At 65.9% G+C, this 20,394-nt stretch carries 15 protein-coding genes; 2 read left to right on the forward strand and 13 right to left on the reverse strand.

What is annotated here, in order from left to right; translation table 11 throughout:
- Positions 1 to 30 precede the first annotated feature (30 nt).
- From SMD14_RS20070 to SMD14_RS20130, 13 genes are all read right to left on the reverse strand, one after another.
- Positions 31 to 1,341, reverse strand: coding sequence for a M18 family aminopeptidase (locus SMD14_RS20070; protein ID WP_321214819.1), 1,311 nt, complete (start codon positions 1,339 to 1,341; stop codon positions 31 to 33).
- A 10-nt stretch (positions 1,342 to 1,351) separates the two neighbouring features.
- The gene (locus tag SMD14_RS20075; RefSeq protein WP_157240186.1) at positions 1,352 to 2,770 is read right to left on the reverse strand and encodes an amino acid permease; all 1,419 of its coding nucleotides are present in this window, start codon (positions 2,768 to 2,770) and stop codon (positions 1,352 to 1,354) included.
- Between the two features lie 271 nt (positions 2,771 to 3,041).
- A complete protein-coding gene (locus SMD14_RS20080) occupies positions 3,042 to 3,935 on the reverse strand; it encodes an ABC transporter permease (RefSeq protein ID WP_321214820.1) in 894 nt (297 codons plus the stop codon).
- A complete protein-coding gene (locus tag SMD14_RS20085; RefSeq protein ID WP_157240182.1) occupies positions 3,935 to 4,858 on the reverse strand; it encodes an ABC transporter ATP-binding protein in 924 nt (307 codons plus the stop codon). Before SMD14_RS20085 ends, SMD14_RS20080 begins: the two co-directional genes overlap by 1 nt.
- A 155-nt stretch (positions 4,859 to 5,013) precedes the next feature.
- The gene (locus tag SMD14_RS20090) at positions 5,014 to 6,510 is read right to left on the reverse strand and encodes a phosphatase PAP2 family protein (protein WP_321214821.1); all 1,497 of its coding nucleotides are present in this window, start codon (positions 6,508 to 6,510) and stop codon (positions 5,014 to 5,016) included.
- Positions 6,511 to 6,566: 56 nt separating this feature from the next.
- On the reverse strand, positions 6,567 to 7,760 hold the full coding sequence (locus SMD14_RS20095; RefSeq protein WP_321214822.1) for an MFS transporter: 1,194 nt from the start codon (positions 7,758 to 7,760) through the stop codon (positions 6,567 to 6,569).
- Positions 7,757 to 8,527, reverse strand: coding sequence for a DeoR/GlpR family DNA-binding transcription regulator (locus tag SMD14_RS20100; protein ID WP_321214823.1), 771 nt, complete (start codon positions 8,525 to 8,527; stop codon positions 7,757 to 7,759). The genes SMD14_RS20095 and SMD14_RS20100 overlap by 4 nt, the downstream gene beginning before the upstream one ends.
- A gap of 133 nt (positions 8,528 to 8,660) precedes the next feature.
- Positions 8,661 to 10,343, reverse strand: a complete 1,683-nt coding sequence (locus SMD14_RS20105) for an ATP-binding cassette domain-containing protein (RefSeq protein WP_321214824.1) — start codon at positions 10,341 to 10,343, stop codon at positions 8,661 to 8,663.
- 68 nt (positions 10,344 to 10,411) lie between these two features.
- A complete protein-coding gene (locus tag SMD14_RS20110) occupies positions 10,412 to 11,848 on the reverse strand; it encodes an amidase (RefSeq protein ID WP_321214825.1) in 1,437 nt (478 codons plus the stop codon).
- 5 nt (positions 11,849 to 11,853) lie between these two features.
- Positions 11,854 to 13,119 carry a M20 family metallo-hydrolase gene (locus tag SMD14_RS20115; RefSeq protein WP_321214826.1) on the reverse strand — a complete coding sequence of 422 codons (1,266 nt, stop codon included), beginning with the start codon at positions 13,117 to 13,119 and terminating at the stop codon, positions 11,854 to 11,856.
- Positions 13,120 to 13,165: 46 nt separating this feature from the next.
- A complete protein-coding gene (locus SMD14_RS20120) occupies positions 13,166 to 14,497 on the reverse strand; it encodes an MFS transporter (RefSeq protein WP_321214827.1) in 1,332 nt (443 codons plus the stop codon).
- A gap of 200 nt (positions 14,498 to 14,697) precedes the next feature.
- Positions 14,698 to 15,633: a LysR family transcriptional regulator gene (locus SMD14_RS20125; RefSeq protein ID WP_321214828.1), complete on the reverse strand. Its 936-nt coding sequence runs from the start codon at positions 15,631 to 15,633 to the stop codon at positions 14,698 to 14,700.
- A 67-nt stretch (positions 15,634 to 15,700) separates the two neighbouring features.
- Positions 15,701 to 17,353: a PucR family transcriptional regulator ligand-binding domain-containing protein gene (locus SMD14_RS20130; RefSeq protein ID WP_321214829.1), complete on the reverse strand. Its 1,653-nt coding sequence runs from the start codon at positions 17,351 to 17,353 to the stop codon at positions 15,701 to 15,703.
- Between the two features lie 106 nt (positions 17,354 to 17,459).
- Here SMD14_RS20130 and SMD14_RS20135 point away from each other — a divergent pair, with 106 nt between their 5' ends.
- The gene (locus SMD14_RS20135) at positions 17,460 to 18,947 is read left to right on the forward strand and encodes a CoA-acylating methylmalonate-semialdehyde dehydrogenase (RefSeq protein WP_321214830.1); all 1,488 of its coding nucleotides are present in this window, start codon (positions 17,460 to 17,462) and stop codon (positions 18,945 to 18,947) included.
- 26 nt (positions 18,948 to 18,973) lie between these two features.
- Positions 18,974 to 20,344, forward strand: a complete 1,371-nt coding sequence (locus SMD14_RS20140) for an aspartate aminotransferase family protein (RefSeq protein WP_321214831.1) — start codon at positions 18,974 to 18,976, stop codon at positions 20,342 to 20,344.
- Positions 20,345 to 20,394 lie beyond the last annotated feature (50 nt).

The raw sequence follows: 20,394 nt of genomic DNA on the forward strand, positions 1-20,394 counted from the left end.
TCCCGTGAATGTTAATAGGTAGGGGGTTGGTTAAAGAGCCGTCCTGAAGAACACTTCCGTCGCCGCGGCCAGCCGCCTGGGGTCCTCCACGCCGCACATCTCGCGCGCGGAGTGCATGGAAAGCAACGGCACGCCCACGTCGACGGTCCGGATGCCCAGCCGGGTAGCCGTCAACGGCCCGATGGTGGAGCCGCAGGGGATCGCGTTGTTGGATACGAATTCCTGGTACGGCACCCCGGCCTCCGCGCAGAGCCGGGCCCACAAAGCCGCGCCGGGCGCATCCGTGGCGTAGCGCTGGTTGGCATTGATCTTCAGCAGCGGCCCGCCGTTGAGCACGGAGTGGTTGGCGGGGTCGTGCCGCTCCGGATAGTTGGGGTGCACGGCGTGGCCGGCATCGGCGGACACACAGGACGACGACGCCAGCGCCTGCCGCCGCTGGCTCACCGTGGCGCCGAGGCCGTCAGAGATCCGCACCAGGACGTCTTCAAGGACGGGTCCGCAGGCACCCGAGCGGGAGTTGGAGCCGATCTCCTCGTGGTCGAACGCCGCCAGGACAGCGATGGGCGCGCCAGCGCCGTCGCCGACGGGCGCGGAGGCATGCGCGATCAGCGCGGCGAGCCCCGCGTGCGTTGACGAAAGGTTGTCGAGCCGCCCGGAGGCGAAGAACTCACTGTTGCCCCCGAAAAGAGAGGGGGCCTGCGTGTCCGCAATGACGACGTCGTACCCGCCAATCTGCCCCGGATCGACGGATGCGCCGGCAACCGACGCCGCCAGCACGCCCAGCAGGTCGGAGTCTGAAGGATTTCCCAGCCCCCACACGGGATTCATGTGCCGCTGCTTGTCCAGGGTGAGCCCGTCGTTGACTGCCCGGTCCAGGTGGATGGCCAACTGCGGGAACCGGAGCATGGGCCCGGTGGCGGCCAAATGCTCGGTCCCGTCCAGCATCACCAGGCGTCCGGCCAGCTGCAGCTCACGGTCAAGCCACGAGTTCAGCAGCGGCCCGCCGTAGATCTCCACACCGGCCTGGAGCCAGCCGTGGGCGCCGGTGGTGGCCTTGGGCTTGAGCTTGAAGGTGGGCGAATCGGTGTGTGCGCCCAGGATATTGAACCCGGTGGCCGGTCCGGCGTCTTCGGGGACCACCCACGCGATCAGGGCGCCGTCGCGGATGATGAAGAAGGAACCGGGCCCGGCCTCCCACGGCTGCAGCTCATCCAGGCGGGTGAACCCGGCTTCCTCCAGTCGCCGGCCGCCCTCATGCGCAGCATGGAAGCTCGACGGCGATGCGCTGACGTAGGCGCCAAGGTCCTGGATGTGGTCTGCAGCAGAGGGAGGCAAAGGCATGGTCCCGAGTCTAGCGCCGGGCCTCCTCGGCAGGTGCCGGCTCGGCCTCGGTTGCCACGTCCGGCCGGCCTGCGGTGGCCGGGCCCTTCCGACGGTAGCGCAGCACGCCCACCGCCACCACAACGGCGGCCAGTGCAATCGAAAGCAGCAGGGATTCCCGGGTGGACTCCACGATCACCATGCCGATCAGCAGGGCCACGATGCTGATGATCGCTGCCCACGTGAGGTAGGGGAAAAGCCACATCTTCAGCTGCAGGTCCTTTGCTGCGGCTCCCATGCGCCTGCGGAGGACCAGCTGCGAGGCGGAGATGACCAGCCAGACGAACAGCGCGATGGCTCCGGAGGTGTTGACCAGGAAGAGGAACACCGTGTCCGGGGCAATGTAGTTCAGGCCCACCGTGATGAAGCCGACCACGGTGGAGGCCAGGACCGCGGCAGCGGGAACGCCCCGGCGGGAGATGCGGGTCCATGCCCGCGGCGCGTCACCGCGGGTGGAGAGTGAGAACAGCATGCGGCTGGCGGTGTAGAGCCCGGAGTTCAGGCAGGACAGAACGGAGGTCAGCACCACGACGTCCATGATGGTTCCGGCGCCCGGGATGCCGAACAGTTCGATGACCGCTACGTAGGGGCTCTTGGCCACGGAGGCAGAGTTCCATGGAAGCAGGGTGACCACCACGGCGATGGAGCCGATGTAGAAGACCAGGATGCGCCATACGGTGGACTTCACGGCCTTCTTCACGGCGTCCACGGGGTTTTCGGATTCACCGGCGGCAATGGTGGCGATCTCGGCGCCGAAGAAGGAAAAGACCACCACGAGGATTCCAGCCAGGACAGCACCCGGACCGTTGGGCATGAAGCCGCCGTTGTTGATCAGGTTGCTCAGGCCGGGAGCCGGGACACCGGGGATGAGCCCCAGGATGGCGGCGGCGCCGAAGACCAGGAAGAGGACGATCGCCGCCACCTTGATGGACGCGAACCAGAACTCGAACTCGCCGAAGGACTTCACCGAGCCCAGGTTGGTGAGCGTCAGCAGCACCATGAGGACCAGGGCCCAGACCCACTGGTCAATGCCCGGCACCCAGCGGTGCATGATGGCTGCGCCTGCGGTGGCCTCGATGCCCAGGACGATGATCCAGAACCACGCGTAGAGCCAGCCGATGCTGAACCCTGCCCACCGGCCCAGTGCCTTGTCCGCATAGGTGGAGAATGAGCCCGTTTCCGGGTTTGCCGCGGCCATCTCCCCCAGCATGCGCATTACCAGGATGACCACCAGGCCCGCGGCAGCATACGCGACGAGGATACCGGGGCCGGCCTGCTGGATGGCGGCACCCGAGCCGACGAAAAGACCTGCACCAATGACGCCGGCGATGGCGATCATGGACAGGTGCCTGGGTTTCAGGGACTTTGAGAGTTGCTGGTCAGCATGCATGGAAGCGCCGTCCTGTTGGGAAATAGCATGGGTTGAGCGATGCGCCTTGGTGGACCACCGGGGGACCGTGTGATGCACCACATCGTCGTTTCACCCTAGGTCGGCCCTTGTGCACCTTGCTTTGTGCACTCCAACAGATCTTATTGCTTCCAACAGGACGTGCCTCCAAGCAGGAACCATCAGAGGCAAACAAAGTTTCCTGCCATGCACTTTTGTAATGTGCCCGAAACCACGCGCTGTCCCTGTCTTCGGGGTGAGCATTGGTTGGCCGCTAAACGTCCCGCCGCTTCAGCAGGACTGCAGCGAGCAGGACGGGGATGACAACCCACGCGCCAAGGACCAGTGCCGCCTGCCAGGCTTCCAGGGTGTCGGGAACATGCTGGGCGGCCGTCAGGGGCTCAACGGTGTTGCCAGGCAGGTACTTGCGGGCCTCCTTGAAGAAGTCCCCGGGAATGAGCTGGAAGGCAATGGGTGCCACGAAGAAGATGCCCACCAGGCTCATGATGCCGCCGGCGGAATTCCTGATCAGCGTGCCCAGGGCCGTTCCGATGGCGGCCACGGCGGCCACATAGATGCTGTTGACCAGCAGGAGCTTCACCGACTGGGAACTGCCAAGGTCCAGCGTGAGGGCGTAGTTGTCCAGGATGGGCACAGCCACCAGCCCTGCCACCCAGGTGGATACGGCGGTAACCACGAACGACGTCACCATGACCACCACGAGCTTTGCAGCGAACGCGGGAAGCCGCCTGGGCACGGCCGCGAAGGTGGACCGCGCCATTCCGGTGGTGAATTCCGAGCTCATCAGGAGCACACCGAGGGAACCAAGGATCAGCTGGGCGAAGGCGATGCCGGAAGTTGGCACGCTGACCGCCAGGTCGCCGCCCTGGGATGCCATCCGCGCCGCAGCCTGCGGATCCCTTGTGGCCGCGTCAGCGAACTGGCCCGTCCCCCATGCGGACAGCGCGCCGAACCCGACCATGACCACCGCGGTGGAAGCGAGCAGGATCAGCGTGGAAAGGAGGCTGCGGAATTTGATGACTTCCGAGTTGAGCACCCGGAAGAACGTGGGGCCGGGCAGGGACCGTCCGCCGGCGCGGACGTTGCGGCCTCCGGCGGACGATGAGGGGTCGGGCGAAGACGTTGGTTCAGTGGTGGTTACGCTCATTACTTGCTTACCTCCGCGGCGGGCAGGGAGTGGTATTCGACGTCGTCCTTGGTCAGTTCCATGTACGCCTCCTCGAGGCTGGCGACGAGCGGCGTGAGTTCGTAGACCATGACCTGGTTTTCCAGGGCGGCGGCCGCGATGGTCCTGGGCTCGAGGCCCGTTACTTCGAGCAGTTCCCGCTCCGGGACGTCGATGGACGCGCCCCGGCCGGCGAGCAGCTGGGAGAGACGGTCGGGTTCATCGGTGCGCACCCGGACCCGCGCCTGCCCCTTGCCGGTGATGATGTCACGGATGGGTGCGTCGGCAATCACGCGGCCGCGCCCAATGACAATCAGGTGGTCGGCGGTCTGCGCCATCTCACTCATCAGGTGGCTGGAAAGGAACACCGTGCGTCCCTGCCCTGCGAGGTAGCGGACCAGGTTCCGCACCCAGACCACGCCCTCCGGGTCCAGGCCGTTGACGGGTTCGTCCAGGATGAGGGTCTGCGGATCCCCCAGCAAGGCTGCCGCTATGCCCAGCCGCTGGCCCATCCCCAAGGAGAAGCCTCCGGCCTTCTTCCGTGCCACGGCGTCCAGTCCCGTCATCTCAATAACCTCGTGTACCCGGGTTTTGGGAATACTGTGTGTCGCAGCCATGGCCAGCAGGTGGTTGTAGGCGCTGCGGCTGGTGTGGACCGCCTTGGCATCGAGCAGCGCCCCCACTTCACGGAGGGGTGCCTTGTGCTGGACGTAGGGCAGGCCGTTCACGGTGACCGATCCCGACGTCGGCCGGTCAAGCCCCATGATCATTCGCATGGTGGTCGACTTGCCGGCTCCGTTGGGGCCCAGGAAGCCGGTAACGCGGCCTGCCTGGACTGTGAAGCTGACCCTGTCGACGGCGGTTTTGTCGCCGTAGACCTTGGTCAGCCCTGTTGCCTCAATCATGGATGTTCCTTAGGACGGCAGCTGTGCACTGCGGGATGCGCTTCAGAAGACTGGTAGGCACCACGCTACCCACGGCACGGCTGGATTTCGCCCGTCTCAGGGATGATTCAGGGGCAGATCAGGGTAGTCCCGTTGGATGACCGGCCCAGGAATGACTAGGGGTGGGGAGAGTAGTAGGCAAGCGCCTGGGGCCGGACGGTGTACTCCGCGCTGCGCACGCCGGCCAGCGCCTCGCCGTCCACTGCCAGGGCCATGGGTGACCCGCCTGCGTCGATTCGCAACCGTGTGCCTTCCGACAGGTGGGTGATGCGCGAGGTTGCGACGGTACCGGTCAGCACTGCCCACAGCAGCCGCAGCCGGGCGAAGGACTCGTCCGCCGTGATCATGCGGACGTCCAGGACGCCGTCATCCATCACGGGCCGGAGCAGGGGCGCGTGGTCCCGCGGATAGTATCGGCCCCGCCCCACGTAGGCGATCCACACTTTATGCCGCCTCCCGTCGACAGTCAGGGTGGTGGGAGTGCCGGCGGCGAACGTGCGGAACATTGCCACCACGCCGGCCAGCGGTTTTCCAAGGGCGGGCTGCAGCTGCTCTCGGCGCCGGACAAAGTTCGGGTACAGGCCCACGCTGGACGTGTTCAGCATGGTCAGCTGCGCCGTTTCCGGATTGCCGGCGAGGCCTCTTTCAACGGTGACGATCCCGACGTCGGCCATGGCGGCCTCGCCCCTCGACGCCGCGGCGACGGCCTCCTTGAGGCTCCCGGTTCCGGCGTCCCGGGCGAAGTGGTTCAGCGTCCCGCCCGGGAGGACGAGCAGGGGGAGGGATCTTTCGACGGCGGCAGCGGCGGCCGCTCCAACCGTGCCGTCCCCGCCCCACACACCGAGCGCGCGGGTGCCGGGGTACTCCGCTGTTTTCCGGATCTCCTCGACCAGGTTCTCCTCCGGATGGACGGTGTTTATATGCGCTTCAGGGAATACTTCCTGCAGCGCCGCGGCTGTCTCCTCGGTGAAGGATCCCCCCAGGGTGTTCACTACGATGCTCAGCCCTTGGCCGCCCGGCAGTTCCGGCGCCTCAGTCCAGGTACGTCCAACCTGGGGAAAGGGCGGCCGCACCGGCCACCAGTGTCGGGTCACGAGTGCAGCCCCGGCGCCAAGCGCAGAGCCGAAAAGGACATCGGAGGGCCAGTGGGCTCCGGTGTGTATGCGTGAGTACGCCACCCCTGCGGCTACGGGAGCCAGCACTGCGCCAACGGCGGGCCGGACCAGTCCTGCCCCTACGGCAAACGCGACCGCCGACGCCGAGTGTCCGGACGGCATGGACGAGCTCGTGGGCTGGGGGTGGACGAACCGGAACACCGGAAGGTGCTCCGGCAGCGGCCGGGTTCGGGGGAGCAAGGTCTTGAAGATGCCGTTCGTGACGGCGGATGCCACAGCCTGGGCTATGAGTCCATGCAGTGCCGCGCGGCGCGTCCGCCCCGGGAAGGCCGCCATCACCGCCGCGGCGCCCATCCAGAGCTTGCCGTGGTTGGCGGAGGCGGAGAGGCGCCGGAAGAAGTCGTCGTGGTTTCCGCCAGGGAGGTCCGAAATATGCCTTAGCAGGTATCTATCAAGCCGACTGATCCAACGATGGCTTCGGCGCCAGTTGCTCTGCATCCACTCACCCTATCGCGCTGCTGCACGCGGGTCCGCGGCACGCGCTGGAAGTTTTGCTACTCCGCCTTGAGGGGTTTGGCTGCCCCCGCAAGGAGCAGGGCCAGGAGGATCGGCGCAAGGATGGCCAGGAGCGCGAGGTGGATGCCGGTGAGGTCGCCGAGGTATCCCAGCAGGGGAGGTCCTGCCAGGAACGAGATATAGCCAAGGGTTGATACAACGGAGACCCTGGCTGCAGCATGTTTCGGATCATCCGCCGCCGCCGACATCCCCATGGGGAAGGCCAGCGCGGCCCCAACACCCCACAATGCCGCCCCCACGGCCGCCAGCCAAACGTTTCCGGCAAGCACAAAAAGGCACAACCCCAATGCTGCAGCACCCATGCTGGCCCGCAGCACGGCAGTCCGGCCGTACTTGTCGATGACCCGGCCGCCGAGGAACCGCATGGCCGTCATCGCCAGGACGAAGAGGGCAAACATCAAGGCACCGGTGGACTCGGAGGTGCCTAGCCCGTCCACGGAGGCTTTCGCAATCCAGTCATTGCCCGCGCCCTCCGTCAGCGTGGCTCCCAGGACCACCACGCCGATGAGCAGGGTCCGGCTGTCACGCCATGCTGACGGGCCCTTTGCCGGCTTCGGTTCACCGTCCGGGGTGGACGTTGAGATGTGCGGAAGGAAGTAGCGGGGCGCGGTCAGCGTCACCAGAACCACGATGCCGGCGATGACCAGCAGGTGCAGGGGCAGGCCGATGCCGAGGTTGGAAAGGCCGGCGCCGATCAGGGCGCCCACAAAGGCGCCGCCGCTGAATGCCGCGTGGAACTGGGGCATGATGGTGCGCCGCAGTTTATGCTCGACGTCGGCACCTTCAATGTTCTGGGACACGTCCCACAGGCCGATGGCTATGCCGAAGAAGAACAGCGCGATTGCCGTGCCGGGGAGCGATGCCACGGAGAGCGACAAGGCGATGCCCACCCCCGCGAGGGCGGCCAGGAGCCCGCCAAACCGTACCGTGTTGGCGGTTCCGATCTTGCCCACCACCAGTCCCGCGGTGGGCAGTGCCAGCAGTGATCCCACGGCGGTGCACAGCAGCAGCGTGCCCATCTGCCCGGAGGTGATGGCCAGGATCTCCGTGACGGCAGGGATCCTGGCGGCCCAGCTGGCGAAGACAAGGCCGTTGATGCCAAAGACCACGAAGGTGGCGGCCGCGGCAGCCTTTAGTCCGGAGTCCTCCGAGGTACGGATATTGATGCTCATACAGTCACTACTTCCAGGGAACCTTGGTCGAGTTGTGCGCGCTCTTCGGCGCTGAATTTCTTGTCTGTCACCAGGACGTCCACCCGTTCCAGTCCGGAGACCAGCGCCCTCGCCTGCGCATCCCATTTGGATGCGGAGGCAGCCACCACCACGCGTCCGGCGGATTCCAGGCCAGCGCGTTTCACGGCTGCGTCATCGATGTCGTGGGCCAGGAGGCCGTCCTTGAGGTCCACCGCGCAGGGTGTTATGACGGCCGTGTCAAAGCGCAGGGAACGGATATTGGATTCAGCCATGGGGCCGCGGAAGCTCAGCTCGCCCGGGACCAGGCTGCCGCCGGGCAGCAGCAAGGCAGGGCGGGTACCTGCGGCGTCGGCACCGGCGAGGACGTTGAGGGACCGGAGTGACATCGGCATGATGGTCAGTTCCCTCGCGGACAAGGCGCGGGCAACCTCCGTGGCGGTGCTGCCGCTGTCCAGCCAGACATGTTCACGGTCAACCAGCAGGCCTGCCACGGCGGCTGCGATGCGCTTCTTGGAGTCCCGGTCCTCCAGCTCGCGCTGGCCGTAACCTGGATTTTCGCCGCGCACAATGAGGCTGCGCGCTCCGCCGTGGACCCGGCGGAGAACGCCGTTCGCTGCCAGGATCTCAAGGTCACGCCGGATCGTCGCCCCCGACGCGTCGCAGGCAACCGTCAGCTCCTCCACTGTTACCTCGTGGCGCCGCCGGAGCATTTCGGCAATGGTGCGATGCCGATCATCCGTCTTCATGATCAAATGATAGCAACTTCTGATCATTTGATCATTAGACGCTCTCTCACTTAATGCGGGAAATTTCCCATCGCTCTCTCACCGGTGAGAGAGCGATGGCAAAAAAGCCGCAGAAAGTGAGAGAGCGTCGGGGTCAGCGGGCGCGCTCCACGCGTTTCTCCTCCCACACCGGTTCCGGCGACTCGTACACCTTGCCGTCGGACCCGAACACCAGGAACCTGTCGAAGGTCCGGGCAAACCAGCGGTCGTGCGTCACGGCGAGGACGGTGCCTTCGAAGTGGTCGATGGCCCGCTCCAGTGCCTCCGCGGAGTGCAGGTCCAGGTTGTCCGTGGGTTCGTCCAGGAGCAGCAGAGTCGCACCGCTCAACTGCAGCAGGAGGATCTGGAACCGCGCCTGCTGGCCGCCGGAGAGTGACTCGTACTTCTGTTCCGACTGTCCTGCCAGGCCGTAGCCGTCCAGCGCCCCGGCCGCTGCCTCGCGGCCCAGGCCGGAGCGGTGCTCGTCTCCGCGGTGCAGGATTTCCAGCAGCGTCTTGCCCAGGAGGTCCGGCCGGACATGGGTCTGGGCAAAGAACCCGGGGCGGATGCGGGCTCCAAGCTTGACCGTGCCCTCGTGCGGCACTTCGGCGATTTCCACGTCGGAGACGGGCAGGTGCTCGCGCTCCGGATCGGTGCCGCCGGTGGCGAGCAGCCGGAGGAAGTGGGATTTTCCTGAACCGTTGGATCCGAGGACGCCCACCCGGTCACCGAACCACACTTCGGTGGAGAACGGCTTCATTAAGCCTGTCAGTTCCAGTGTCTCGGCAACGATGGCACGCTTGGCGGTTCGTCCGCCCTTGAGCCGCATCTGGACGTTCTGCTCGATCGGCAGTGCCTCGGGCGGGCCGATCTCCAGGAACTTTGCCAGGCGGGTCTGTGCTGCGTGGTACCGGTTGGCCATGTCGGAGCGGAAGGCTGCCTTGTTCTTGTACATGTTGACGAGTTCCTTGAGCTTGATGTGCTCCTCGTCCCAGCGCTTGCGCAGTTCCTCGAAACGGGCATTCCGGTCCGCCCGTGCCTCCACGTACGAGCCGAAGCCGCCGCCGTGGATCCAGGCGCCGGCGCCGTTGATGCCGGGTTCCAGCGTCACGATGCGTCCCGCGGCGTTGTTCAGCAGTTCACGGTCGTGGCTGATGAAGAAGACCGTCTTTTTGGATTCGTTCAGTTTGTCCTCGAGCCAGCGCTTGCCGGGAACGTCCAGGTAGTTGTCCGGTTCGTCGAGCAGCAGCAGGTCGTCGGGGCCGGCAAAGAGGGCTTCAAGCACCAGGCGCTTCTGCTCGCCGCCGGAAAGGCTCGACGCCGGGCGGTGCTGCGCGCGGTCAAAGGGAAGTCCCAGCGCGGCCATGCACACCTCGTCCCAGACTGTCTCAACGTCATACCCGCCCGCGTCACCCCAATCAACAATGGCCTGGGCATAGCGCATCTGGCTGGGCTCGTCGTCGTTCTCCACCATGGCGAGCTCCGCATCGTCCACCTCGCGCGCCGCTGCGGCCAGGGCCGGCGGAGCTGCGGACACCAGGAGGTCGCGGACCGTGGAGCCGTCCCGGACCTGGCCCACGAACTGGCGCATGATGCCCATGGATCCGGAGCGGCCGATGACGCCTTCGTCCGGCAGCAAATCCCCGGCAATAATCCGGAAAAGGGTGGTTTTGCCGGTGCCGTTGGGACCGATCAGGGCAGTCTTGGTGCCGTCCGGAACCTTGAAGGTCACTCCGTTGAGCAGCTGCGTGCCATCGGAGAGGAAGTAATCGATACCGGAAACGTCAATATGGGCCACGTGTTCCATCCTCCCACGCGGCACCCGCATGGTTTTTTGCGCCAGCTATGCCCGCAGCGCCGCGGGCTTCAGCCGGCCAGGAACTCCGGCCGCCGCCCGTGCCACGGCCGGACGGCCTCCAGCACGCCACCCACCTTGAAGACCGTGGCATCGTCGAACGGATGACCCACAATCTGCACGCCCGTAGGAATGCCGCAGTCGGCGGTTCCGCTGGGCACGGCCAACACGGGGCAGCGGTTAGCGATGTTGAAGGGCGCGGTCATGTGGCCCTCCCAATAGTGCTCCAGGTGCCCGGAAGCCTCGCCGGTTCCGTCCAGATCGATGCCGTCCAGGTAGTCGCCGTCGGCATCGAGCGACGCCACTGCGGAGGCCGGGCAGATGAGGGCATCAAACCCCGCCATCGCCGCGGCCAGTTCAACCTGGATGCGGGTCTCCGCGCGCACGCCGTCGAGGAACCGGTTCTGCTGCGCTGCCCGCCGGGCGTCAGCCATGAACCGCCGGGTGTAGGAGGCGAGCATGTCCGTGGTGCCCGCAGTCTCGTCCTCCATGGCCGGTCCCAGCAGATAGCCGAAGTGGGTGAACATCGTCCGGCTGATCAGCTGTGTGGTCCAAGGAAGGTCGATTTCCTCCACCACGGCCCCCGCCCCCCGCAGGGCGGACGCCACGGCGCGGGTATTGGCTTCCACGTCCGCGGCCACAGGATAGTTGCCCAGCCTCACGCACAGGGCGATCCGCATGCCGACGGCGGCGTCCGCGGCCCCCGGCCCGTGGTCGAGTCGGGGTGTGCCCGCCAGCGTCGTGTGGTCGCCGGGATGCCTTCCCGCCATGATGTTGGCGAGCAGCGCCGTGTCCGCCACGGTCCGGCCCATGGGCCCGTCGCCGCGGTAGTAGTCCGCGGAGAGCGGAGCCAATCCGGGAATCCGCCCATAGGGGGCTTTGAAGCCAACAGTTCCCGTGAACGACGCCGGCAGCCGGGTTGAGCCGGCAATGTCCGAAGCCGTAGCCAGCGGCGCCAGCCCGGCCGCCAGTGCCGCCCCCGAACCGCCGGACGAGCCGCCGGGGGAGTACTGCAGGTTCCACGGATTCCGGGTGACGCCCCACAACGGACTGTGGGTCACCGTGGCGCAGCTGTACTCGGGCGTCGTGGTGCGGGCATGGATAATGCCGCCCGCGTGCCTGATGCGTTCGACGACGGGATGGTCCGCAGCCGCAACCTCGCCCTTTTTCGCCAGGAGCCCTTGCGAGAGAGTTCGGCCACGGAGCCCGTGCTTTTCCTTAGCGGCCACCGGAAGACCCAGGAGCGGAGCAAGGTCCCTGCCTCGGGCGTAGCGGGTGGCCGCCTGCCTGGCGGCCAGCCTGGCTTCGTCGAACAGCGTTTCGGTCAGGGCGTTGATGGACCCGTTGACCGCTTCCGTCCTTGCTATCAGCGCGTCGAGGAGTTCCACCGGCGAAAGCTCCCGCGACCGGAACAGCCTCAGCGCGCTGGACGCGTCAAGGTAGTGCATTTCCGTCATGCGAGGGCGGCCGCGGACGGAGCAGGCGTTTCGGCCAAGGCACCGGCAACTAGTTCGCGCGCAATCCCGGTGAGCATGTCCACCCCGGCCACCATGTCGGCGTCGGTGGTGAACTCCCGCTCGCAGTGCGAGACGCCGTCCACGCTGGGGATGAACAGCATCACCGACGGGGCCACCGTGTTCATGGCCACCGAATCGTGGCCGGCCATGGTCTGGATCCGCCGTGCGGAGAGGCCCAGGTTGGCCGCAACCTTGTCCGCCAATTCCAGTCCGGCCTCGGGAAAGCGCCGGATGGGACGGATGTCGAAGTCCTTGACGTTCACTTTGATGTCGTGTTCGCGTGCCAGCACGTCGATGTCCTTCAGGAGCTTGGCCCGGGCTGCCTTGACGATGTCCGGGTCGCCTGAACGCAGGTCCGCCACCAGATGCACCCGCCGGGCCACCACGATGGGTGAGTTCGGCTCCAGGGTCAACTGGCCCACCGACGAGACGATCGCCTCGTCCGCGAAGTCCTTGGTGACATCGTGCACCATCAGGATGATCTTGGAGGCGGCCACCAACGCGTCGTGCCGGTCGGCCATGGCCGTGGCACCGGTGTGTGACTGTTCCCCCAGTACTTCGATGTCCAGCTTCTGGGTGTACCAACTGCTGTCCACCAGGCCGATGTTGATGCCTTCCCGCTCCAGAATGCGGCCCTGTTCGATGTGGATCTCGGCGTAGCCGGCGGCATCAGGGGCCTCGGCCGTGCCGAGGTACCCGATGCCTGCCAGGGCCTCGCGGACGGTGGTCCCCTGCAGGTCCCCTACTGCCAGCATCTTTTCCCGGTCCAGCAGGCCCGCGTACACGGAACTGCCCATGATGCTGGGTGCGAAGCGCCCGCCTTCTTCGTTGAACCAGTTCACCACCGCCAGGTTGAACTGCGGCAGCTCCGCTCCCTCAGCAACTTCCGCATCCAACCTGCGTGCCGCGTGCAGCGCGGCAATCACGCCGTAGGCGCCGTCGAAGCGGCCTCCCAGCGGCTGGCTGTCCAGGTGAGAACCGATAATGATGTGCGGCGCCCCGGGCACCCACTCCAGCAGCCCGAACATATTGCCGATTCCGTCCACCCGGAGTTCCCACCCGGCGTCCTGCACCCAGGCGGCGAACCACTCGCGGGTGAGCGCGTCCTCGGCGGTTGCCGCCTGGCGGTCCACGCCATTGTTCGCCGTGGCGCCGATGGTGGCCACGTGATGGAAATCGGTCAGGAAAGCTGCTGAATTCATAGGAAAGTCCTTTGTGTATTGCTGTGGGGGGGAAGGTGGGGAGCTTCTAGCCCATCCGGCCACGCGTCTCCGGCACCTTGGTGAACAGCACCAGGAGGAGTACGACGGCGGCCGCGGCTGCCATGTAAAAGCCCGGCGCGTGCGGTACTCCGCTGCCTCCCACAAGGGCGGTGCCGATGAAGGGTGCGGTGCCGCCGAACAGCGCGTAGGCGCCGTTGTAGCTGATGGCCGCCGAGGTGAACCTGGTCTTGGTGGTGAAGATCTCTACGAAAAACGTGTAGCAGCCGCCGCCGTAAATGCACAGCGCCACAACGAACAGAGACTGGCCCAGAAGCGCGAGTGGCAGACTGCCGCTGGTCACCAGCATGAAGCACGGCACGGACACCAGTGCCAGGACGGCGGAGCCGCCGATCAGCATCGGCCTTCGGCCGAAGCGGTCGCCAACGCGGCCGCCCAAGGGGAGCAGCACGGCGTAGAGCGCCAGCGCGGCAGCGTTGACCATCAGGGACTGTTCGCGGCTGAGCCCGCCCGACGTCTGTACGTAGGACACGAAGTAGGCGGAGAGGAAGTAGAAACCCATCGCCGTCAGGCCCATGACGAAGATGACCTGGACCATCCGCAGTTTGTTCTCCCGGAAGGCTTCGCGGACGGGGCTGAACTCCTTGGTCCGGCTGGCCTGGGCCTCATTGAAGGCATCGCTCTCCACGGTGCGGCTCCGAATCCAGACCCCGAACAGCGCAAGCGGCAGTGCCAGCAGGAACGGAATGCGCCAGCCCCAGGCCATGAAGTCCTCGTTGGCCATGGACCTGCTGAGGATCAGGATCAGGGTCCCGGCAACTACGGAAGGCAGCGCGGTGGCGGCGATAGTGATGTTGAGCCAGAAGCCGCGGCTCTTGACGGGGGCGTGCTCGAAGACGAACGACGGCGCGCCCACGGACTCGCCGCCGGCCGAGAAGCCCTGGACGAGGCGGCAGAGCACCAGCAGCGCCGGCGCCCAGGCACCGATCTGGCCGTAGGTGGGCAGCATGCCCATGAGGGCGGTGGCCCCGCCAATGGCGACGAGGGTGATGGTGAGGACCCGGCGCCGGCCGATCCTGTCACCGAGGGCGCCGAAGAACAGGCCGCCGATGGGCCGGACTACAAAGGCGACGCCGAAAGTGGCGAAGGTGGCGAGCATAGCCGCTACCGGGTTAGTGCCGGGGAAGAACAGCTGCGAGAAAATCACCGCGGTGAGGCCGTAGAGGGTGAAGTCGTAAAACTCGATGAACTGCCCGATGCTGCCGCCGGACAGCACGCGCTTCTGCATCTTGGTGATGCCCGGGCGAGCGCTGTGGGTGCCGGTTTCAAGGACGGGAGCACCGGTTGCTGCTGCGCTCAAGACTGCTTCGGGTGCCTGCTGGGGTTGAGGGTGGATCTGAACCACTGAATCTCCTTTGATCAACATGGTTGTCCCGCGTTCGGAGGGGATTGTGCACGCCGTGACCGGAAGGGCTTGACCCTTCCGGGAACCCTGCTGCGACCCGCGCTGGATCTACTGTGTGTGATCCATTCCACATCTGTCCAATTGATTGATCTGGACTACTCGATAGATTCCGTCAATGGTCCTGCCGATCCGTATACCCGGCGGCACGTTTCCTCGAATGCCAAAGTCCGGCGCGTCGGCTGCACCCCTTCGGGCCGGACCAGCATCACCTCGATGGGCGGAAAGTTGTCCGTCAGTGCCAGCACCACCACCTTCCCGCCGGAATAGGTCATGTCGTTGTTCAACCGCTGGTTAAGCATGGCGTAGCCATGGCCTTTCGCCACGAATGACCGCACCGTTTCATACCCGGCAAAGCGGTGCCGGACGTTGGGGACGACGCCGGCCAGCGCGTAGAGCTGCTCGTAGTACTCGCGGCTGTGGGGAAGGTCCAGCACCACGGAAGGTTCGCCGTCGAGGTCCTTGAGCGCAATGCTCCGGTTCGGGCGCGCGGCAGCCGGGTGCGCTGCGTGCACCAGGACATGGGGAGGAACGCGGTCCAGGACTTTGTAGGTGAAACCTCGGCCCAAGCCCAGGCCGTACATGAGCGCGACATCGCATTGGCCGTCCAGCAGGGCGCTTTGGAGGGTGGCGAGGTCGGCCTCCAGGAAGGATACCTCCACTCCAGGATGCTGCACCTCGAAGGTTTGCAAGATTGCAGGGAGACGGAACGGTGCCAGCGGCGCGAACACACCGACTTTCAGTTCACCCACCAGGCCGGCCGCAAGCCCGCGGGCAGACTCATACAGGGAATCCGCGTGCTCCAGCAGCACTTTGATGTCCTGGGCAAGGTGCCTGCCGGAGGGTGTGAGGCGCAACCCGCGGGTGTGCAGCCGTACGAAGAGCTGGGTGGAAAGGCTTGACTCAAGTTGGGCGATCGCCGTGGATAGCGTGGATTGCGTCACCAGCAGCCGTTCGGCGGCTGCCGTCATGTTTTCGAGCTCGGCAACCACGGAGAAATAGCGCAGCTGCGTGAGGGTGAATGGCTTGGCCATCAGTCAGTATCCATATCCTGCGGCACGAGCCGCCTTTGAAGTCCGTTAGGTCCGCGATGCCATGGGTTCAGACCGTCCGAAGCCTGTGGACGAGCAGCGCCACGTGCAGTGAAGTGCGGGATTCGGCATCCTCCAGGTCCAGGCCCAGGAGCTCCTCGAGTCGCGCCAACCGGGCATACAGGGTGGGCCTGCTGAGATAGCCGCTGCGTGCCATGGCTGCCTTGTTGCCGCCCGAGTCAAGGTACTGCGCCAGAAGGTCCAGGTGCCCTCCCTGGCCATGCGCTTCGGCCTGCAGCACGCCCTCCAGCTCGGATTCCACGAACTGCTGGACGCGCGGGTCATTCCGCAGGAGTGCGAGCAGCCCACGCAGGCGCACGTCCGTTGCCCGGTAGAAAGGTTTCCGGGCACCGCGCAGGGTGGCTGAGGTTTCCGCGACATGCGCTGCCTCATCAATCCCGGCCGCTGCATCAAGCAGCGTTGAACGTACCTGGCCCACGCCGATGTTCCACCCCGGTGAGACGCTGTCCGGCTGGCGGTCGAGGGCATTGGCCAGGCGGTGCAGCGTAGGGTCTTCCAACTGCTTCGCCGGCAAGGCGAGGATCATCCCCACCGACCCGGAGTGGATGCTGGCTGTCAGGGCTGTGCCGGAAATGGACTTGAGGGCGCGGCCCAGCTGCTCAAGGAGAACCCGCTCCTCCTCCTGGCCGGCAAGCGGGTCGCGGGTCGATGAACCGGTCCTTGATCCTGGCCCCGGCGGGGCAGGTGCCTGCCGGCCGACGCTACGGAACACCACGGGGACATACAGCGGGGAACGTTTCAAGCCCAGGGCTCCTGCCCGGACCAGTGCCTCGGCTTCATCGAGGCCGCGCGGCTGGCGGAGCGTATTGAGCAGGCCCGCCTGCGCCTGCTGGCTAAGTTCCCGCCGGTCCCTTTCGGCGAGCCGGTTAATCGCCAGCGCCTGTGCCGCACGCTCGAGCACCATCCCCGCCAGGCCGTCATCGTCCACTCCGAACGGAACTACCAGCCTTCCCCAAAGCTGCCGCTGCAGTCCCACCCGAGTCTGCAGCCAGTCCTCGGCTCCCGCGCGCGCCGTTCCGGCCGGCGAGGGGGTTGTGCGGGACCGCCGTTCCCAGTCCTCCAGCAGCTCGGTTGCCGGGTGGCCTGCGGCCGAAAAGGCAAGGACCAGGTGGGACAGGTCCTCCAGGACCACCGGAGCGCCGATCAACTCAGCCGCCTTTTCCACCACCAGCTCCGTCCCGGCATTTTCCAGGCTCAGGAGCGTGAAAGCCTCGTGGACGTCGCGCGCGTGTTCCACTCGTTCCAGCTGTTCGGCAACAATCATCCGGTGCACCACCTCCGTGACCTGGACGAAGCGGACCCGCCGCTGCACCACGGCAACCGGCAGGGTGGTCCCTTGCGCCGCCCTCCGCAGCGCGGCCAGGCTGCGCTCACGCTTGCCGGTGAGTTCGACGACGAGGCCGGCGGCTCCCGCCTGTTCCAGCGACGCCACAAATGAGGCTGTCAGCCCGGGTTCCTTTTCCAATTCCAGGCCGGTAGTGAGGACCAGTTCCCCGCCGGCAAGCAGGCCGGAAATGTCCAGCACTTCGCTGACGTGCACCCAGCGGACAGGAAGGTCCAACCGGCTGGAACTGCCCAGGAGCTGGAGGGCGCCGTTCTGAAGCACAGGCAACGCAAGGACGTCACGAACCGAGGGGAGCATTTACAAAGTGTAAACGATCCTGTGATTTGCCTTACACACCGTCCCTTACGCCCGGCGCCGGCTCCCCGAAAGACTGGACGCATTGCACGCCCATCAAGGAGAAACTTTGAACATCATCGAGCACTGGATCAACGGCAGCTACGTCCCGGTCGGCGACCACACCGCTCCGGTCACCAATCCTGCCACCGGCAAGGTCACGGGACAGGTGGCGCTGGCCACCAGCGAGGAATGCGATGCAGCCGTGGCAGCTGCCAAGGCGGCGTTTCCTGCCTGGCGGGACACCTCCCTTGCCCGCCGCACCCAGATCCTTTTCGCCTTCCGGGAGCTGCTCAATTCCCGGAAGGGCGAGCTCGCAGCCATCATCACCTCGGAGCACGGCAAGGTCCTGGATGACGCGCTGGGGGAAGTAACGCGCGGCCAGGAGGTCGTTGAGTTCGCCTGCGGCATCCCGCACCTGCTCAAGGGCAGCTACACGGAGAACGCCTCCACCAGCGTCGATGTTCATTCCATCCGCCAGGCGCTTGGTCCCGTAGCCATCATCAGCCCCTTCAATTTCCCGGCCATGGTGCCCATGTGGTTCTTCCCGCTCGCCATCGCGGCCGGCAACACAGTGATCATCAAGCCGAGCGAAAAGGACCCCACGGCCGTCAACTGGATGGCGGAACTCTGGAAGGAAGCGGGCCTTCCAGCCGGCGTCTTCAACGTCCTGCACGGCGACAAAGTCGCCGTTGACGGCCTGCTGAACCACCCCGATGTCAAGGCCGTATCCTTCGTCGGCTCCACGCCGATCGCCAAATACGTTTACCAGACCGCTACGGCCAACGGGAAGCGCGTCCAGGCCCTCGGCGGCGCAAAGAACCACATGATTGTCCTCCCTGACGCGGACCTTGACCTGGCCGCGGACGCCGCGATCAACGCGGGCTTCGGTTCCGCCGGAGAGCGCTGCATGGCCATCTCCGCCCTCCTGGCCGTGGGGGACATCGCCGAAGACCTCGTCGCAAAGATCGCCCAGCGCGCCGCGGCACTTCGCACCGGCGACGGACTGCGCGGCTGCGACATGGGCCCGCTCGTCACCGCCCAGCACCGCGACAAAGTGGCCGGCTACATCGACGCCGGCGAAGCATCCGGTGCCACAGTCGTCGTCGACGGCCGGAACATCGCCGCGGACGCCGAAGGCGACGGCTTCTTCGTGGGCCCCACGCTCTTTGACAACGTGACGCCGGACATGTCCATCTACCAGGACGAGATCTTCGGCCCGGTCCTGTCCGTGGTCCGCGTGGACACCTATGAGCAGGCGCTCAACCTGATCAACAGCAACCCCTACGGGAACGGCACGGCAATCTTCACCAACGACGGCGGGGCAGCCCGGCGCTTCGAGAATGAAGTGGAAGTGGGCATGGTGGGAATCAACGTCCCGGTTCCCGTTCCCATGGCCTACTACTCTTTCGGCGGCTGGAAGAACTCGCTGTTCGGCGACACCCACGCGCACGGCACGGAAGGCGTCGGGTTCTTCACCCGCGGCAAGGCGGTCACGTCCCGTTGGCTGGACCCCAGCCACGGCGGCATCAACCTCGGCTTCCCGCAGAACGCGTAGGCGCCCAACCTAAGAGAGGAAAAGCCATGACCTCAACCATCGAGTCCGGACCGCTGCCCGAGATAGACAGTGCCAAGGCCAGGCGGGCCTACGAACTGGACCGCAAGCACGTCTTCCACTCCTGGTCCGCCCAGGACCTGCTCGATCCCATGGTTATTTCAGCTGCCGAGGGATCCCATGTCTGGGACGGCGACGGGAACAAATACCTGGACTTCTCCTCCCAGCTGGTGAACACCAACATCGGCCACCAGCACCCCGCCGTGGTATCCGCGATCGCTGCGCAGGCCACCAAGCTGTGCACGATCGCTCCCAGCTACGCCAACGATGCCCGCTCCGAGGCGGCCCGCCTCATCGCCGAACGGACGCCGGGGGAACTGGACAAGGTTTTCTTCACCAACGGCGGAGCCGATGCCAACGAACATGCAGTCCGCATGGCAAGGCTGCACACGGGCCGCCACAAGGTGCTCTCCGCCTACCGCTCCTACCATGGCGGCACTCAACTGGCGGTCAACCTCACCGGCGACCCCAGGCGCTGGTCCAGCGATAACGGCAGCACCGGAACGGTCCACTTCTTCCCGCCGTACCTGTACCGCTCGGCCTTCCACGCAACCACCCCGGAGGAGGAGAGCCAGCGTGCACTCGCCCACCTGGAACAGCTCATCAGCCTGGAGGGCCCGTCCACGATCGCAGCACTGATCCTGGAGTCCATTCCCGGAACGGCGGGCATTTACGTGCCCCCGCCGGGCTACTTCGAGGGCGTCCGTGAGCTGTGCACCCGTTTCGGCATCGTCCTGATCGCGGACGAAGTGATGTCCGGTTTCGGCCGTACGGGCAAGTGGTTCGCGGTGGAACACTTCAACGTCGTGCCGGACCTGCTCACCTTCGCCAAGGGCGTCAATTCCGGCTATGTCCCCCTTGGCGGCGTGGCGATTAGTCCGGAGATCGCTGCCACGTTCGGGCAACGGGCCTATCCCGGCGGCCTGACCTATTCCGGCCATCCACTGGCTACAGCGGCTGCCGTGGCCACTATTAACGCCATGGAGGATGAGCGGGTGGTCCAGCATGCAGCCACCTTGGGTGAGACGGTGATCAGGCCGGCGCTTCGCGGTTTTGCTGAGCGGCACCGGTCTGTCGGTGAAGTCAGGGGCGTCGGCGTGTTCTGGGCCATCGAGCTCGTCCGGAACCGGGAAACCCGGGAACCGCTGGCACCATACGGCGGCTCCAGCCCGGAAATGAATAAACTCGTTGCCGCCTGCAAGTCGCGGGGCCTGCTGCCGTTCGCCAACTTCAACCGCATCCATGTGGTGCCGCCCTGCAACACGAGCGTTGCAGACGCCAAAGCCGGGCTGGCCATCCTGGACGAGGTGCTGGAGATCGCAGACGGCTTCGTAGCCTGATTTCCTAGCCCCTCCGCCGCCGGCGAGTTTTTGTCCAGATTATGCAGGCT

The organism is Pseudarthrobacter oxydans (assembly GCF_034258515.1).
GTDB lineage: Bacteria > Actinomycetota > Actinomycetes > Actinomycetales > Micrococcaceae > Arthrobacter.

Coding starts and splice junctions, on each gene's coding strand:
- SMD14_RS20070 (WP_321214819.1), bottom strand. CDS start 1,341: ATGCCTTTGCCTCCCTCTGCTGCAGACCACATCCAGGACCTTGGCGCC.
- SMD14_RS20075 (WP_157240186.1), bottom strand. CDS start 2,770: ATGCATGCTGACCAGCAACTCTCAAAGTCCCTGAAACCCAGGCACCTG.
- SMD14_RS20080 (WP_321214820.1), bottom strand. CDS start 3,935: ATGAGCGTAACCACCACTGAACCAACGTCTTCGCCCGACCCCTCATCG.
- SMD14_RS20085 (WP_157240182.1), bottom strand. CDS start 4,858: ATGATTGAGGCAACAGGGCTGACCAAGGTCTACGGCGACAAAACCGCC.
- SMD14_RS20090 (WP_321214821.1), bottom strand. CDS start 6,510: ATGCAGAGCAACTGGCGCCGAAGCCATCGTTGGATCAGTCGGCTTGAT.
- SMD14_RS20095 (WP_321214822.1), bottom strand. CDS start 7,760: ATGAGCATCAATATCCGTACCTCGGAGGACTCCGGACTAAAGGCTGCC.
- SMD14_RS20100 (WP_321214823.1), bottom strand. CDS start 8,527: ATGAAGACGGATGATCGGCATCGCACCATTGCCGAAATGCTCCGGCGG.
- SMD14_RS20110 (WP_321214825.1), bottom strand. CDS start 11,848: ATGCACTACCTTGACGCGTCCAGCGCGCTGAGGCTGTTCCGGTCGCGG.
- SMD14_RS20115 (WP_321214826.1), bottom strand. CDS start 13,119: ATGAATTCAGCAGCTTTCCTGACCGATTTCCATCACGTGGCCACCATC.
- SMD14_RS20125 (WP_321214828.1), bottom strand. CDS start 15,633: ATGGCCAAGCCATTCACCCTCACGCAGCTGCGCTATTTCTCCGTGGTT.
- SMD14_RS20130 (WP_321214829.1), bottom strand. CDS start 17,353: ATGCTCCCCTCGGTTCGTGACGTCCTTGCGTTGCCTGTGCTTCAGAAC.
- SMD14_RS20140 (WP_321214831.1), top strand. CDS start 18,974: ATGACCTCAACCATCGAGTCCGGACCGCTGCCCGAGATAGACAGTGCC.